This is a genomic window from Leifsonia aquatica H1aii (assembly GCF_000633535.1).
Lineage (GTDB): Bacteria > Actinomycetota > Actinomycetes > Actinomycetales > Microbacteriaceae > Leifsonia > Leifsonia aquatica_A.
Genome location: NZ_AYMR01000007.1, coordinates 173,709 through 188,312, shown reverse-complemented (window position 1 = coordinate 188,312; position 14,604 = coordinate 173,709). Strand labels below are relative to the sequence as shown.

The following is a 14,604-nucleotide window of genomic DNA, read 5'->3' as shown; positions in this document are numbered from 1 at the left end:
AAGGCCGCCGCCGATATGCCGTGGGGGCCGGGATCCCGTGCGGTTTCCCTGCCCATCGGATGAGTACGTGCCGGCCCGCTCGCTCCTCCATCGCTGGGCCCATTTCTGGGCACGGAACGAGCGCGCAACAGAGCGCACACCCGATAAATGTTATCGCCCGCGCCCTTCCCGGTCAAATGAACGGGGCTGTGCTAGGTCGTCGTCCGCGCAGGGCGAAATGCGCCCGCGCCGTCACTCGTCGTCGTCGCCCTCCCACGGCCAGCGGGGGCGGCCCCGCTGGCGGAAGCGACCGACCAGGACCAGCTGATAGAGCAGGACGACGACGAACGCGGCGATCCCGACGAGTACGGCGTACCAGCTGCCGAACTGTCCGGCGGCGAAGAGCACGGCGCGCAACGACTGCGACGGGTCGCCCGCGATGCCGGCCACTGCTCCGGCGACCACGTAGACGAGGTAGCAGACCACTCCGATCACGAGGGCGGTGCCGGGCGCGACGCGTTGGCGCTCCGCGGGCACGCGCGTCCCTATCCCGATCAGGGCGAGCAGCAGGGCCAGCACCGCCGCACCCGCCATGACCGGCCCCACCAGGGTCCCGACCGCCGGATCGGCGACCACCTCGGTGTTCGTCGCCAGCGAGAGGAGGCCGAACCCCGCGACGATCAGCGCGAGGTAGAGCCCCGCCGCGAACACCGCCACGACGGTCGCATACGCGCGTTCGTCACGCATGACCGCCCGATCAGTACCCCTGCTGCGAGGCGTACGCGGCGACCGCCTGGTTCTGCGCGTCGGCCAGCTGCTGCTCGTAGTCCGCCTGCGCTTCGGCGTTGCGTGCCTTCAGCTTGCGGCCGCGCGCAGCGAGCCAGGCACCGGTCCACACCGAGATCTCGCGGGCGATGACGCCGGCGAGCACGGCGAACGGGTTGAGCCAGGCGCTGCGGAGGAGGATGGCGAACTCCTCGGGCGTCCGCTCCCAGTAGTGGGCGTCGATGAGGTACGCGCCGATGAAGGCGAAGTAGACGAACACCGCCACGACGAGGCCGCCGAGGATGTATGCCCACCAGCGGGCGCGGTTCAGGATCTGCACCAGGACGACCATGCCCACGAAGAAGGCGATGATCGGCACCCAGCCGGCGAAGACCTGGGTGAAGGACTCGAGCAGCACCTTCAGCAGGTCATTGCTCGGCGTCAGCAGCGAGTCGACCACGACCACGGCGACGCACCACAGCAGGGCGAACGCCACCGTTCCGACGAGGACGATGAGGATCCCGGTCCCCCGATTGCTCTTGCGCTTCGGCGGTTCGGGACGCTGCAGGAAGATCGGTGCGACCGGCTGCGGCTGCAGCGGGACGGGGGCGCCCGTGGGCTCCGGCGCCCAGGTCGCACCCGCGACGGGGGCGGCCCCGTAGGCGGGCGCGGTCCCGTAGGCGGGCGCGGTCCCGTAGGCGGCGGTCTGTGCCTCTGCGGCCGCGCCGGCGGCCACGACCGGAGCGGCGGCCTCGGCGGCCGAGGCGGTGTCGACCGTGGCGGTGCCGGCTGCCGTGGCACCCGGCTCTCCCGGCTGGGCGGCGGTCCTGGCGACCGCGGCGGCGATGTCGTCCTCGGTGCTCACGACGGGCTCGGGCGCGGTGACGGCGGCGGGCGCGGGCGCCGCGGCGGGAGCGGGTGCCGCAGCAGGAGCGGGCTCCGACGTTTTCGCGGACGCCTGCTCGTCGGCGGCCTCGGCAGCCGGGCGGTTCACGTGCCCGCGGGCCGAGACCGGACTCGACGGCGGATCGGCCACCTCCGGGTCGGTGTCGTGCGGCTCGGCGGCGGCGGACGACGCCGCACCCGTCGCGGGCTCCACGGGCGTCGCCCGCTGCTCTCCCGTGTCCGCGGACGCGGGATCAGGCGTCGTGTCGCTCATCGTGGCACCTCCAGCGGCCCGGCGGGCCATCGTGGTGCCCACTGTAGCAACGGGCCGCGGGATGTGAAGGGAGGCGGAGCGGGCGGAGGTCAGCCTTTGCTCGCGGATGCGTCGGCCTGCGTCGGTGCGTTCGTGGGCGGCGCCGGGATGGGTGTCGAATCGACGATGGAGTAGATCAGCCCAGAGACCGTGGCGTCGAACGTTCCCGCGGCGCTCGGATCGGTCGTTGCCGAGGTCTGCACGTTCGTCACGAGGAACAGGCGCTTCCCGGTCTGGAGACCTTTGATGAACTGGAGCACATTGGCGTATCCGCCCTCGACGGTCACCGTCAACGGTGTCGCGACGAAGTTCTGTTCAGTCACCAGTCGGTTCGTCACGGGAGGCGTCCCCGCCTCCGGCGTTGCCGCAGGGGACGGTGTCGCACCCGAGGTGGGAGCGGGCGTCGAGGTCGCCGTCGAGGTCGGAGACGTCGCGGAACTCCCAGTCGAAGCCGTGACGTATGGCAATGAGGCAGCTGTGGTGTAACCGGTAAAGGATGCTCCGGTCGATGCGCAGAGGTCCGTCACTTGATCGACGAACGAGGGCAGGTCGGTGCCCTCGGGAATGGACTCCCGCAGGCTCGCCAGGTCGGATTTGAGTTCCGGCAACCGCGCATAGGCGGTCTTGAGCTTCGCGAGCGTAGCCGTCTGCCGCGCGTTCTCCGCCACGACCTGCGCACGCTGGGCATCGGCGGCCGCCGCATTTGCGAGTTGTGGCTGGATTCCGAGGAACCACCCGCCGGCAACGATGGCCACCATCACGAGCGCTGCCCCGATGATCCACAGCTTGTTCTTGTCCACGGCTACTTCCCCTTGCCTGCGAAGCGGCTGTCGAACGCTGCACTGTTGACATGCATCGTGATCTTGGCCGTGTACTGATCGGTCGTCTTGTCGAGAGTGACCGCATCCGGAGTCGCGTCCGCGAAACCAGGAAGAGTCCCAAGCGAGGCCAGCCACTGTGGCAGCTGAGGGAGCACGGGGCTGGTGACTTCAAATGTCACCGTCGCTACACGCGGGCCCTGCAGGGGGACGGTCGACTGGGCGAAGGCCGCGAGCGGAGTCGACGATTCGATCGTCACCGACTGGATCGCCACCCCGGACGGCAATGTTCCTTGGACCTTGTCCAGGTAGTCCTTCCATTGGATCTCCGTCGACGCACCGACCTGCTGGCCTGCCTGCACCACGGCGACGTCGTTCTGTACCTTTTTCACCTCGAGGAACTTCTTCTGCTGGACCAGGATGCTACCGGTCTCCAATTGAGCAGTGACCAGATCCACCTGCGCTTGAGCGGCGGCGATGGTCGACCCTCCAGCAGCGACCGCCGTGACGACGGCGACGGCGACCACCGCGTAGACGAGCATGCGTCGCGTGGACCGGCCCCGCTGGGACGCGCGAACCTCCGGCGGTAAGAGATCGACCCTCGGCTCACCGCCGATGACCAGTTCGACCGGCTTCTGACTGCTCATGCTGCCCTCCACAGTGCGAGGCCGAGCGCGACGGCGATCGACGATCGGTGGGTGCGGAGCTGCCCGGCATCGACCCGTCGCGAGAGCCCGATCGACGCGAACGGATCGCCGACCTCGACGGGAAGCCGAGTCATCTCGGCAAGGGCCGATGAGAAACCGGGGAGATCTGCTCCACCGCCGGTGAGCACGATCCGGGCCATCCTGTCACCGGGTCGCGTGTTCGCATAGTAATTGACGGTGTTCCGAAGGCTGCTGAGCAGCTCGCCGGTCACCTGATAGATGACCTCAAGGGTGCGCTGCTCGTCCGGCGAGTTGGCCTCCGCGGCCAGCCCGAGCGCCCGCTTTCTGGCTTCCGCGTCGGCGGCAGGAATGTCGAAGGTCGACCGGAGTGCCTCGGTCAGCTCGGAGCCTCCCGTCGGGATGATCCTGACGAATTGGGGGGCGCCGTTGGACGAGATCACGACGCTCGTCGTGTTAGCTCCGACGTCAACGAGTACCACGGTGTCCGAGACGTCTTCGCGCGCACCGACCAGGAGCCGGTTCAGAGCGAAAGGAATGAGGTCGACTCCGACAGGGTGCAGTCCCGCGAGCTCGATGGCCTTGATGTTGCCGAGGACGACCTCCTTGACCGCCGCGACGAGAAGACCGTTGACGACAGGGCCGCTCTCCGCTATCCCCTCCGAGACCGGATAGAAGTCGAGAAGCGCCTCGGCCACGGGGACAGGAAGCAGATCCTGCACATGGAAGGGCAACGATTCCCTGATGTGCTGCAACGGCCCCTTCGGCACGGTCAGATCTCGAGCGAGAACCCGCTGGTTGCCGACGCCGAGCGCAACATCCTTGGTGCGGAACCCTCCCCGCCCCCACATCTGCCGGAGAATCGCCGCGACGGTGTTCGGCTCGAGGACCTCTCCCCTGCTCACCGCGCCTTCCGGGAGCACGGCTTCCTGGAATCGCACAAGCTGCGGTTTCGCCTTCGATAACTCGGAAACCTCGACCGCTCTGACTACGGAGTTGCCGATGTCGAGGCCGACGATGCTGTTCGCCATGATCTCTCTCCTTACTGCCCGAAACCGATAAGCGACATATAGCTCGACCACACCGTGTCACCGGCGAGAACGCCGATCCAGGCGCCGACGAGCATCCACGGCCCGAAGGCGATCCCGGAACGCCGACCCGCTCTGCGCAGTACGACCAGGGCGATCGCGAACACACCGCCGAGAACGAAGGCCGCGAAAAGGCCGACGACGAGTGAAGGCCAACCGACGAAGCCCAGATACAGGCCGAGGACTCCGGCGAGCTTCACATCACCGAACCCCATGCCGGCGGGATGTACGAGCCAGAGGACAAGGTAGAGCGTGAACGCGATCACCATGCCTGCGACCATCGGCACCAGCATTCCGGGTCGGCCTGAGACCAAGGCCGACGCCGCGAGAAGGACGAACCCGATGAGGTACGAGGGCAGCACGATCGCATTGGGAAGCCGGTGCGTATCGATATCGATAAGAGCGAGCGCCACGCTGATCGCAGCGAGATAAAGGTAGGCGACCATCGACAGGAGTCCGCCGAGTGACGCACCGGACGCCGTCGGATGGAGGATCGAGGCGGAGAACGCGATGGCGACGACGAGGAAGAATGCGCCGGTGCCGGCCTCGACCAAGGGGTATCGAGGCGAGATCGCCGTGCGGCAACTCCGGCATCTGCCACGCAGCAACAGCCACGACACGATCGGCACGTTGTCCCTGCGTTTGATCTCGGCGCTGCACGTCGGACAGGAACTCGCCGGTCGGACGATGGACATCCCGAGTGGCACACGGTAGACGACGACGTTCAGGAACGAACCGATGAGGACCCCGAGCGCCGCGAGTCCCGCCGCGAGAGCCATCACGGTCGAGGCAGCACCCGCAGCGCCTACGGCGATCATCGAGCCGCTCCCGTCGAGCTGAAGGCCGAGGCTACCTCCGCGTACTGCGTCACTCCGTATGTCGTCGACACGGCCTGCAGGAACTTCGGCGGTGCGATGTTGCGCAAGCGTACGTCGTACTTGTAGTTCTTCGTGTACCCCGTCGCCCGGGAGCCCACGGTGCCGACCGTCCCACGGAACTTCTGAGCGATCGCCCCGAGAACGTTGAGGTTGCCACGCGTCGTGCCTTTGTCGTAGTTCTGAACCTGGAACGTGTGTGAGACCGAGAGCATCGCGGCATTGATCGTGCGCGCGCTGTCCGTCAAGTAGTTGGACGAGCTGCCCGTGGAGCAGGTCGTCCCCGACCGCCCAGTCGAGCAGGTCGTCGTGGAGATGATCGGGTTCCAGACCCAGATGGCATTCTGTCCGACCAACCCGAGGATGTCGCTCGCCTGGTCTGTGTACACGATGTTGCCGGTGATCCACACGTAGTTCTCCGCCGCGATCGTGAGCTGACCCTTGAGCTGACCCTTGACGAAGACGTCGCCCGCGGAGCACCCGTAGTAGTTCGTTCCGGTGCCTGTCGCTGTGATCGACTCCGTCGTGGTCGTCCCATTGGTCGTCGGGTTCGATCCTGTGGTGGTCGTATACGGGTATCCGATCCCGTTTCCGTTGGCTGCGCACGCGAATCCGGCGTATGGCAGAGCACCGGGCGCCCAATAGTTGGGGTCCGTCGAGACGGCGGGCACGGTCTGGACGTAGACCAGGTTCTGGGCCGGCACGGTGATCTTCTGGCCGGCGTCCGATCCGAGGGTCGTCCCATCGTTCGCCCCGCGCCCAGGCGTACCGCAAGCGGCATTCGTCATGCCCCCGGTCGCGCTGGTGTTGACGAACTTCGTCCAGGGGGAACGGACGGTCATGGTGCCATCCGAATTGAAGACGATCGACGTCGGTCCCGTGTAGAGGCATCCTGGACGTGGGACGTCCGTGGTGGTCAGGTCGCCTCGAGTCTCCTGCTTCATCTGTGTGTTCGTCGGGGGCATCACGAGTTTGTCGGCCGGCGCAGGGGCGCCCTGCTCGAAGGTGGCCGCACCGCAGTTCCTGTAGTAGGGAGCGGTTTGGTAGTTGCTCGTCACCTTTCCCTTGAAGTCGCCGCCGCAGATGTAGAGAGCGTCATTCGAGTGGAGTGGCCCATCGACGACTTCGCTGGCGCCGAACTGGATCGCCCCTCCGCAATCGGAGTCGACGCGCGCCGGATAGTACTTCTCACACGCAGACTGGGAATAGCCGGTGATAGCGGGGTCCTGGACCTCGTAGTCCGTGAAATACAAGAAGTCGATGAAGCCTTTCTGGCGGACGGTTGCGAGGATGCTCCGCGTGACAGCGCCCGATCGTCCAGTCGCGAGCACCCGGATGATGCCCTGGGTCGAATACTTCGAGTTGTCGATCTCATAGCGGAAGCCCCTGTTTCCCGTCGCGCCGGGGATGGTCGCCCAGGAACCACCGTCGATCCAGCCGAACGCCGGATTCGTCAAGGCTCCTGTGGGCAGGACGAGAGTCGTGCTCCCGGTCGACGCGCTGAATGGCGCGGACTTGTCGCCGTACTTCTGGTAGGTGTTGTCGTTCGTGAGCCGGCTCTGGTAGTCGGAGATCCCTGCGTAGGCTGCGGCGCCGGCCGCATCCCAGTTCTCGTCGGTCGACGCCGTGTTCGACGACGTCGCCGCGACGGCGAGCCCCATCGTGACCATCACCACGAGCACGGCAGACATCCCGAGGACGCTGACCAGCGCGACCCCGCGATCATCGCGGGCAGCGCGTCGACGGAGACGGAGGAGGCGCAAGCGGTGGATCGACATTGTTCAGTTCCCCAATCCCAGGTTCGGGAGTCCGACGGTGTTCTGCTCCTCGGCCCCGGTCGCGCCCGCGTACCCACTTCCGTTGACGCGGATCGTCACCAGCACCGACACGATGCTGTTGCGCTGGGTGAGGGTCAGCCCCGACCCGCCGACCGTGATCGGGCCGGTTGCCGAGTTGAACACGAAGAGGGGCGGTTTGCCGGACGGCGTCGCCCCGATCGGGCCGGCGATGGTGCGGGCCCAGGTCGGGGTCGCAGTGGCGTAGTTCGGGAAGCTGAAATAGCCACCGGTACTGGACGTCGCCGCCCAGCGCTTCTCCATGAGTTGTCGCGATGTGGGATCGACGGAGAACTGCATGATCATCGGGCTGGTACCGGTCACCGCCGCGTCGGCATAGGAGTAGATCGTCACGGATTCGGCTGTTCCGGCGAGCACGACCGGGTCCGGGAGCGAGTTGTTCAGAACCGGGTTCGGGGCTCCCGAGCGAATGACCTTGGAGACCTCCATCATTGCGCTGGACACGGTTCCCGCGTCGAGTGCCGTGTTTCGGGACTGCATGATGGCCGTCGTGCCGCGGAAGAAGAAGCTCGAGACCATCACCAGGACGATCGCGGTGACGAAGGCCGCGATCACCAACTCGGCGGCGGTCATCCCCTCGTCTCCCTGCGCACATCGTCGATCTGACGTCACGGCGTCACCAACTGGCGGGGGTCCAAGGTGACAACGGCGTCGCCATTCGCGGTCCCGAGCATGCCACGTGTGACAAGGGCCAGCTGTGACGCGGTGACCTTCGTCGTCTGCGAGCCTGCCGTCGTGCCACTGGTCATCTTCCACGATCCGAACGGGAGCGCGATGGTCGCCGTTCCCGTCGCGGGCAGCTTGATGAGGTAGGTCTTCGGCACTGCACATCCCGGGTTGCCCGAACCTGAGGGCCCTGTGGTCTGCGCGGCGGCGGCGAGGTATCCGTTCGCCGGACCGGACACGGTGACTGCCCCCATCGGTACGTACGCGTCCGCCGACCCTCCTGGGGCGGCCGCGACCGCGTCCGGACGCTTTCCCGCCCACGTCCCGGTCGAATCGGTCGTCGCGGGCCAAGCACCAGGATCGACGGCAAGGCAATTGGAAGCGGTCCCGCCGTTGACGCCGAGAGCTCCCGCGAGCACCGTGTATCCGGCCGTGAACGGGTGGAGTCGGGTCGGGGTGGACGTCGTGGTGAAGATGCCGTAGGTGTTCACGAACGTCGTGTCCATCGTCAGAGGGAGGACGACGGTGCCCGTGACGTTGCTGGCGTAGTGAGGGATGAACGTCGCGGACTGGTCGAACTGGAACGGCGCCGTCGCCGTGGCTCCAGCGCTCACATCGACGGTCTGCTTCGGCGAGGTGGACTGCGTGATATCGACCGAGGGAGTCGAGGTCCCGCCCTTGGTGATGGAGACGTCGTACTTGCCCGGCGTGACGTTCAGGACGTACCCGCACCCCTGCGCGTCGGTCGGATCGATCGTGCCTGAGATGGCCGAGGCACCGTTGGGCGTCGTGGGATTGGGAACGACGGAGATCGCGACGGCGGAGTTGCCGGCACCCTGGGCGTTCTTGACGGAAACGATGATCACACCCTTGTTGACGTCGCTGATCCGGCTCTTGGGTGCCACGACGGTGTCCGCTTCCGCTGGAAGAGATGAGGCGGCCATTCCGTCCCACGAGACGACGACTTTGACCGCCTTGTTCAAGAGCGGCCCCGTCCCGGAACTGCATTGGGCGTCGGTCCCGGACCCCGCACCGGTCCAGCGCACGATGGTGGAGACGTGATAGACGCGCCCCGCCACCGAGACATCCGTCGGAGCGGATGACGAGTCCAGCGCGGTCAGATCGGTGATGGTCCTGACCTGGTCGATCTGGCCTGCGGCCAGGCTGCTCGCCGTCTGACGGGCGAGTGAGTCGCTGGAGACCTGCATGGTCGTGAGGAGAGCGGAGGCGAAAGCGAGGGAGACGACGGCGAAGATGAACATCGCGACCATGACCTCGATCAGGGAGAAGCCGGCGTCCGAAGAAGAACAGGGGCGGGGGCTGAACTGAATGCGGAACATCGGTCACCTCCCTCGGATCGGGTTCGGGTGGTGGGTGGGACGAGGACCTATGCAGCGGGGGCGGGGCGCCGAGCTCGGCTCCCCGCCCCCGCTTCGCAGGGTGAAGTTACGGGCAGGAAGTGGCAGTGGCGGGCGCCGTGGTATCGGTGACCTTCCACGAATTTCCGTTGTTGCCGGTAGCGCAAATGGTGAACGTCGCGGTCGACCCCGTGCCAGACGAGCTGAGCTTCGGGGTGACGGTGTAGTTGTCGCCGTTGATGGTCACCGAACTGGTGAGATCCGTGATCGACGTGGGCAGTGCGCCGCTGTGCGACGTCTCGAAAGCAACCGCGGCCGTTTTGAGGTTGGTGAGGTCGGCCTTGACGGCGTTGTCCTTCGCGCCGCTCTGGACCCCGAGATAGACCGGGATCGCGATTGCGGCGAGGACGCCGATGATGATGACCACCACGAGGAGCTCGATCAGGGTGAACCCGTTCTCGTTCTCCTCGAGCATGCCTTTGCGGCGAGCGTTCAGCTTGCCCATGAGTCGGAAGTACATTTCGGTTTCCATTCGGTCGGGGGAATCGATACGGAAGGGTGCGAGTCCCCGTCCGGTGGCTTGATGGTAATTCGGAGCAAAATCTCGGCAGAATCCCACGATTGGGGGGTTTTTCTCCCAAGAATTACCCCAGTTAGAGGGATGAATTTTGCAACTGACCCCCAGGTTGGGCACGTCTACTTGACCACTGTCGCAATCTGGAAGATCGGCATGTAGAGAGCGATCACCATGCCGCCGATGATCACGCCGAGGAAGGCGACCACGAGCGGCTCGATCATCGCCGTGAGCTGCTCGGTCGCCGCCGCGACTTCTTGCTCGTAGAAGTCGGCGATCTTCGAGAGCATCGTCTCCAACGACCCCGAGTCCTCGCCGACCGCGACCATCTGCGTCACCATGGCGGGAAAGACCGGTTGCTGGGCCAGCGGAGCAGCGATCGCCTCGCCTTGGCGAACGCCTTCTCGTACTGCCCCCAAAGCGTTCTCGATCACCCAGTTGCCGCTGGTCTCACCGACGATCTGAAGCGCCCTCAGGATGGGCACACCGGCCCCGATCATGTTGGAGAAGTTTCGGGCGAATCGTGCGATCGCGATCTTCTTGAGCAGCATCCCGAAGACGGGGAGCCGGAGCTTCAGCGGATCGATCCGGCGGCGTACTCGCTCCTCGTTCTTGTTCTTGTTCCACCAGACGGCGAAGATGACGCCCCCGACCAGAAGCACGGGAACGACCCAGACCATCGCATGGGAGAGGAGGACGAGGATCTGCGTGGGAAGGGGGAGCTCCTTCCCGAAGCCTTTGAACATGTTCTCGAACACCGGCACGATGAAGATCAGCATCGCCACCACGGCGACGATCGACATGATGAAGACGATGATCGGATACGTCAGGGCGGACTTGATCGTGGCGCGGAGCTTCACCTCTTTCTCGAAGTTCGCCGCGACCGACTCAAGCGCACCGTCGAGAAAGCCTCCGGTCTCACCCGCACGCACCATGTTGACCATCAGCGGTGTGAAGATCGCCTCGTCCTTGCGCATGGCGTCGGCCACCGACACGCCCGTCTCGACATCGTCTCGAACTCTCCCGAGCACGGTCGCGAGCTTCTTGTTCGCCGTCTGATCCGCGAGGATGTTCAACGTCTTGAGCAACGAGAGTCCCGCGCCGATCATGGTGGCCATCTGGCGGCTGGCCACGGCGAGGTCCTTCAGTCCGACACCGCTCCCGAGACTCAGATTGATCTCACGGTTCAGCCCGGTCGCCTCCGGCGCCTTCTCGATGGCGATCGGTGAGAGACCCATCGTTCGCAGCCGTGCGGCCACCGCGGCTTCGCCGGGTGCGTCGAGCTTGCCCTTCACCACCTTGCCGTCGGCGTTCCGCCCCTTGTAGACGAACGCAGTCGCATTCGACATCACCGCACCATCCCTGAGTACGAGTCCCCGTAGTCCGGGCCGCCCGATGCCATCGCACGCCCCGAAGCGTCGCCCGGCGACTCCACGCGCTGGATCAGCCGCGTGATGCTCTCCAGGTCGTGCGCCTTCTCCAGCGCGGCCTTACGAGTGATCGCGCCCACGTTGACCAGCTCCGCCAGATGCTGGTCCATCGTGTGCATCCCGTCCCCGCGACCCGCCTGCATGGCGGACGCGATCTGGTAGGTCTTGCCCTCGCGGATCAGGTTGGCGATCGCCGGGGTCATCATCAGCACCTCGGTCGCCACCACGCGGCCGCGGCCGGAGGCGCGTTTGACGAGGGTCTGGCAGACGACGCCCTGCAGGGTGCCGGCGAGCTGGGCGCGCACCTGGTCCTGCTGGTGGGGCGGGAAGACGTCGATGACGCGGTCGATCGTCTGCGGGGCGTCCTGGGTGTGCAGGGTGGCGAACACGAGGTGGCCCGTCTCGGCCGCGGTCAGGGCGACGGAGATCGTCTCCAGGTCGCGGAGCTCGCCGATGAGGATGACGTCCGGGTCCTGGCGGAGGACGTGCTTGAGGGCGTTGTTGAAGCTGTGGGTGTCGTGGCCGACCTCGCGCTGGTTGACGATCGAGCGCTTGTGGGTGTGCATGAACTCGATCGGGTCCTCGACCGTCACGATGTGGTCGGCGCGGGTGGAGTTGACGAGGTCGATGAGGGCGGCCAGCGTCGTGGACTTGCCGGAGCCGGTGGGGCCGGTCACGAGGACGAGGCCGCGGGGAAGCGTCGAGAAGCCGCCGATCTGTTCCGGGACGCCGAGCTCGCGCAACTGCTTGATCTCGGTCGGGATGAGACGGAAGGCGGCGCCGACGGAGCCGCGCTGCTGGTAGAAGTTGACGCGGAAGCGGGAGTTCGCCGAGATGGTGAAGGCGAAGTCGAGCTCGAGCTCGCGCTTGAACAGCTCGGCCTGCCGCTCGGTGAGGAGGCTGGTGAGCGCGGCAAGGGTGCGCTCGTGTCCCCATGGCTCCGCGGGGCCGGCAGGTGTCAGCGCGCCGTCGATGCGGACCATCGGCGGCGCGCCGACGGTGACGTGGAGGTCGGAGGCGCGTTGGAGCACGACCTCCCGCAGCGCGGCGACGAGCTCGGGGTCCGCCTTCTCGAGGGCCTCGCGTTCGGCGGCCGTCAGGGTGGCGACCTCGGCGTCGTAGTCGATGTCGGGATGCGGGACGGGTTTCGTCTGAGCGGCGGCTGCCTGCTCCGCGACGACGGCCGCCCGACGGCCCGCCGGGACCAGACGAGGACCGGCCGGAACCTCGTCGAGCGAGTAGAGGGTGGGGGCCGGGAACTCCGCGGCGGGCGGGGCCGCCGGCTGCGGCGCGGGAGGGAGCGGCGCCGCAGCGGGTGACGCCGCGACCGGAGGGAGCGCGGCGATCGGCGACGCGAGCGGCGCAGCCGGCGGCGTGAGCGGCGAGGCCGGCGGCGCAAGCGGCGGCGCCGGCGGGGCCACGTAGGTCGGCGGCTGCAGCGGCACGCCGGCGCCGGGGGCCCAGCCGTCAGCGGTCGCCCCGGGCGGGACGACGGGGATCTCGTACAGCGGCTTGGCCGTCGGCGCGGGATAGCCGCCCCAGGCGTTGTCATCGATCGTCATGTGCCCTCCTAGGCCACCACTCGAAGGATCTCTTCCACGGACGTCAGGCCGAGCTTGGCCTTCTCCCAGCCGTCGGCGCGCAGCGTCAGCATCCCCTGTGCCTGCGCCACCCGGGCGATCTCAGCGCTCGATGCGCGCTGCACGGCCAGCCGCTCGATCTCCTCGGTGACGGCCATGACCTCGTGCACCGCGATCCGCCCGCGGTACCCGGTGTTGGAGCAGGTGGGGCAGCCGACCGGCATGAAGACGGGCGGGACCGGCTGATCGTCCGGGAGGGGGAAGCGGAGGCGGCGCAGATCGTCGGCGCTGTAGGCCGCCGGCTGCTTGCACCGGTCGCAGAGCCGCCGGGCGAGACGCTGGGCGACGACGCAGTCGAGGGCCGAGCCGACGAGGAAGGGCTCGATGTCCATCTCGGTGAGACGGGTGACGGCGCTCGGAGCGTCATTGGTGTGCAGGGTGGAGAGCACGAGGTGGCCGGTCAGGGAGGCCTCGATCGCGATCTGCGCGGTCTCGTGGTCCCGGATCTCGCCGAGCAGCACCACATCCGGGTCGCTGCGCAGGATGCTGCGGAGCGCGCTGGCGAAGGTGAGGCCGGCCTTCGGGTTGACCTGCACCTGGTTGACGCCGGGCATCCGGTATTCGACCGGGTCCTCGACGGTGATGACGTTGATCTCGGGGCGGGCGACGGCGTTCAGCGTCGTGTAGAGGGTGGTGGACTTGCCGGAGCCGGTGGGCCCGGTGACCAGGATCATCCCGTACGGCTTGGAGTAGGAGGCGCGGTAGGTCTCGAAGTTGCGCTCGAGCAGGTTGAGGTCGCGCAGGGTCATGCCCGTGTTGGTGTTGTCCAGGATGCGCATGACGACCTTCTCGCCCCAGACGGTCGGCAGGGTCGCCACGCGCAGGTCGATCTGCCGGCCGCCGTGCACGACCGACATGCGGCCGTCCTGCGGTTTGCGCCGCTCGGCGATGTCGATGTCGCTCATGATCTTGAGGCGCGAGATCACGCCGTTCTGGATGGCCTTCGGCGCGCTCTGCATCGCGTGCAGCACACCGTCGATCCGGTAGCGGACGCGCACGTCGTGCTCGGCGGGCTCGATGTGGATGTCGGAGGCGTGGTCCTGGATGGCCTGGCTGACGAGCAGGTTCACGAACCGCACGATCGGGGCGTCGTCGTCGCCCGAGTCGGCGAAGGACGTGTCCTCGACGGGCGCGCTCTCCTCCTCCAGCGTCGTGGTGAGGTCGCTCAGCTCGTCGTCGGCGCGCACGTAGCGGTCGATCGCGGCGAGCAGGTCCGGGACGTCGGCGACCGCCGGTGCCACGCCCATCCGAGAGGCCGCACGCACGTCGTCGATGGCGAACACGTTGCCCGGGTCGGCCATGGCCAGGACGACCGTGCCGTCCCGGACCCCGATCGGCAGGACGACGTGCCGCCGGCAGAGCGTGCCAGGGATGAGCCCGACCGCGGCGCGGTCCACCGGGTAGTCGGCGAGTTCGACGAACGGGAGGCCGGACTGCGCAGCCCGCGCCCGCGCCACCTGGCCGGCCGTGATCGCCCCGCGCGCGAGGAGGTCGCGCACGGTCGACTCGTCGGCAGCGGGCTCGCTGGACACCGTGTCCAGGTACTCGATCGGCAGATGGCCGTGGAGGATCAGGATCTCGGTCATGGACGCCACAGGGACCTCCTCGGGGGGAAGGCCGACCGGGTCGGGGGCCCCGGGCGGACCGCGCCGCTCCCGGGCGAGATACCGGAGGCGGCGAAGCGATGTCACC

The 14,604-nt window shown here is 67.2% G+C and carries 13 protein-coding genes; all 13 read right to left on the bottom strand.

Annotated features, from left to right (window positions below):
• Positions 1 to 231: 231 nt before the first annotated feature.
• The gene (locus tag U870_RS0106445; protein WP_025156595.1) at positions 232 to 726 is read right to left on the bottom strand and encodes a hypothetical protein; all 495 of its coding nucleotides are present in this window, start codon (positions 724 to 726) and stop codon (positions 232 to 234) included.
• A gap of 10 nt (positions 727 to 736) precedes the next feature.
• Positions 737 to 1,903, bottom strand: coding sequence for a hypothetical protein (locus U870_RS24290; RefSeq protein ID WP_025156594.1), 1,167 nt, complete (start codon positions 1,901 to 1,903; stop codon positions 737 to 739).
• 89 nt (positions 1,904 to 1,992) lie between these two features.
• On the bottom strand, positions 1,993 to 2,742 hold the full coding sequence (locus tag U870_RS0106435) for a hypothetical protein (RefSeq protein ID WP_025156593.1): 750 nt from the start codon (positions 2,740 to 2,742) through the stop codon (positions 1,993 to 1,995).
• Positions 2,743 to 2,744: 2 nt separating this feature from the next.
• Positions 2,745 to 3,407 (bottom strand): hypothetical protein, encoded by a 663-nt coding sequence (locus tag U870_RS0106430; protein ID WP_029947284.1) that lies wholly within the window; start codon positions 3,405 to 3,407, stop codon positions 2,745 to 2,747.
• Positions 3,404 to 4,456 carry a type IV pilus assembly protein PilM gene (pilM, locus tag U870_RS0106425; protein WP_025156591.1) on the bottom strand — a complete coding sequence of 351 codons (1,053 nt, stop codon included), beginning with the start codon at positions 4,454 to 4,456 and terminating at the stop codon, positions 3,404 to 3,406. The genes U870_RS0106430 and pilM overlap by 4 nt, the downstream gene beginning before the upstream one ends.
• 11 nt (positions 4,457 to 4,467) lie before the next feature.
• Positions 4,468 to 5,331, bottom strand: coding sequence for a prepilin peptidase (locus U870_RS0106420; RefSeq protein WP_029947283.1), 864 nt, complete (start codon positions 5,329 to 5,331; stop codon positions 4,468 to 4,470).
• A complete protein-coding gene (locus U870_RS0106415; protein WP_205288740.1) occupies positions 5,328 to 7,079 on the bottom strand; it encodes a hypothetical protein in 1,752 nt (583 codons plus the stop codon). The genes U870_RS0106420 and U870_RS0106415 overlap by 4 nt, the downstream gene beginning before the upstream one ends.
• 90 nt (positions 7,080 to 7,169) lie before the next feature.
• On the bottom strand, positions 7,170 to 7,817 hold the full coding sequence (locus U870_RS0106410) for a hypothetical protein (RefSeq protein WP_025156588.1): 648 nt from the start codon (positions 7,815 to 7,817) through the stop codon (positions 7,170 to 7,172).
• Positions 7,818 to 7,852: 35 nt separating this feature from the next.
• Complete coding sequence (locus tag U870_RS0106405) at positions 7,853 to 9,250, bottom strand: type IV pilus modification PilV family protein (RefSeq protein ID WP_081815195.1); 1,398 nt, start codon at positions 9,248 to 9,250, stop codon at positions 7,853 to 7,855.
• A gap of 106 nt (positions 9,251 to 9,356) precedes the next feature.
• A complete protein-coding gene (locus tag U870_RS25030) occupies positions 9,357 to 9,788 on the bottom strand; it encodes a type IV pilin protein (protein WP_025156586.1) in 432 nt (143 codons plus the stop codon).
• A gap of 176 nt (positions 9,789 to 9,964) precedes the next feature.
• Positions 9,965 to 11,191, bottom strand: a complete 1,227-nt coding sequence (locus U870_RS0106395; RefSeq protein WP_025156585.1) for a type II secretion system F family protein — start codon at positions 11,189 to 11,191, stop codon at positions 9,965 to 9,967.
• Entirely contained in the window at positions 11,191 to 12,834 is a 1,644-nt protein-coding gene (locus tag U870_RS0106390) for a type IV pilus twitching motility protein PilT (RefSeq protein WP_025156584.1), read from the bottom strand. The genes U870_RS0106395 and U870_RS0106390 overlap by 1 nt, the downstream gene beginning before the upstream one ends.
• An 8-nt stretch (positions 12,835 to 12,842) precedes the next feature.
• Complete coding sequence (locus U870_RS0106385) at positions 12,843 to 14,507, bottom strand: GspE/PulE family protein (protein ID WP_025156583.1); 1,665 nt, start codon at positions 14,505 to 14,507, stop codon at positions 12,843 to 12,845.
• Positions 14,508 to 14,604 lie beyond the last annotated feature (97 nt).

Bases quoted from the DNA above. Each gene is read 5' to 3' on its own strand.
- U870_RS25030 (WP_025156586.1), bottom strand. From the start codon at position 9,788: ATGTACTTCCGACTCATGGGCAAGCTGAACGCTCGCCGCAAAGGCATG.
- U870_RS0106410 (WP_025156588.1), bottom strand. From the start codon at position 7,817: ATGACCGCCGCCGAGTTGGTGATCGCGGCCTTCGTCACCGCGATCGTC.
- U870_RS0106415 (WP_205288740.1), bottom strand. From the start codon at position 7,079: ATGTCTGCCGTGCTCGTGGTGATGGTCACGATGGGGCTCGCCGTCGCG.
- U870_RS0106445 (WP_025156595.1), bottom strand. From the start codon at position 726: ATGCGTGACGAACGCGCGTATGCGACCGTCGTGGCGGTGTTCGCGGCG.
- U870_RS0106420 (WP_029947283.1), bottom strand. From the start codon at position 5,331: ATGATCGCCGTAGGCGCTGCGGGTGCTGCCTCGACCGTGATGGCTCTC.
- U870_RS24290 (WP_025156594.1), bottom strand. From the start codon at position 1,903: ATGAGCGACACGACGCCTGATCCCGCGTCCGCGGACACGGGAGAGCAG.
- U870_RS0106405 (WP_081815195.1), bottom strand. From the start codon at position 9,250: ATGTTCCGCATTCAGTTCAGCCCCCGCCCCTGTTCTTCTTCGGACGCC.
- pilM (WP_025156591.1), bottom strand. From the start codon at position 4,456: ATGGCGAACAGCATCGTCGGCCTCGACATCGGCAACTCCGTAGTCAGA.
- U870_RS0106430 (WP_029947284.1), bottom strand. From the start codon at position 3,407: ATGAGCAGTCAGAAGCCGGTCGAACTGGTCATCGGCGGTGAGCCGAGG.
- U870_RS0106395 (WP_025156585.1), bottom strand. From the start codon at position 11,191: ATGTCGAATGCGACTGCGTTCGTCTACAAGGGGCGGAACGCCGACGGC.
- U870_RS0106390 (WP_025156584.1), bottom strand. From the start codon at position 12,834: ATGACGATCGATGACAACGCCTGGGGCGGCTATCCCGCGCCGACGGCC.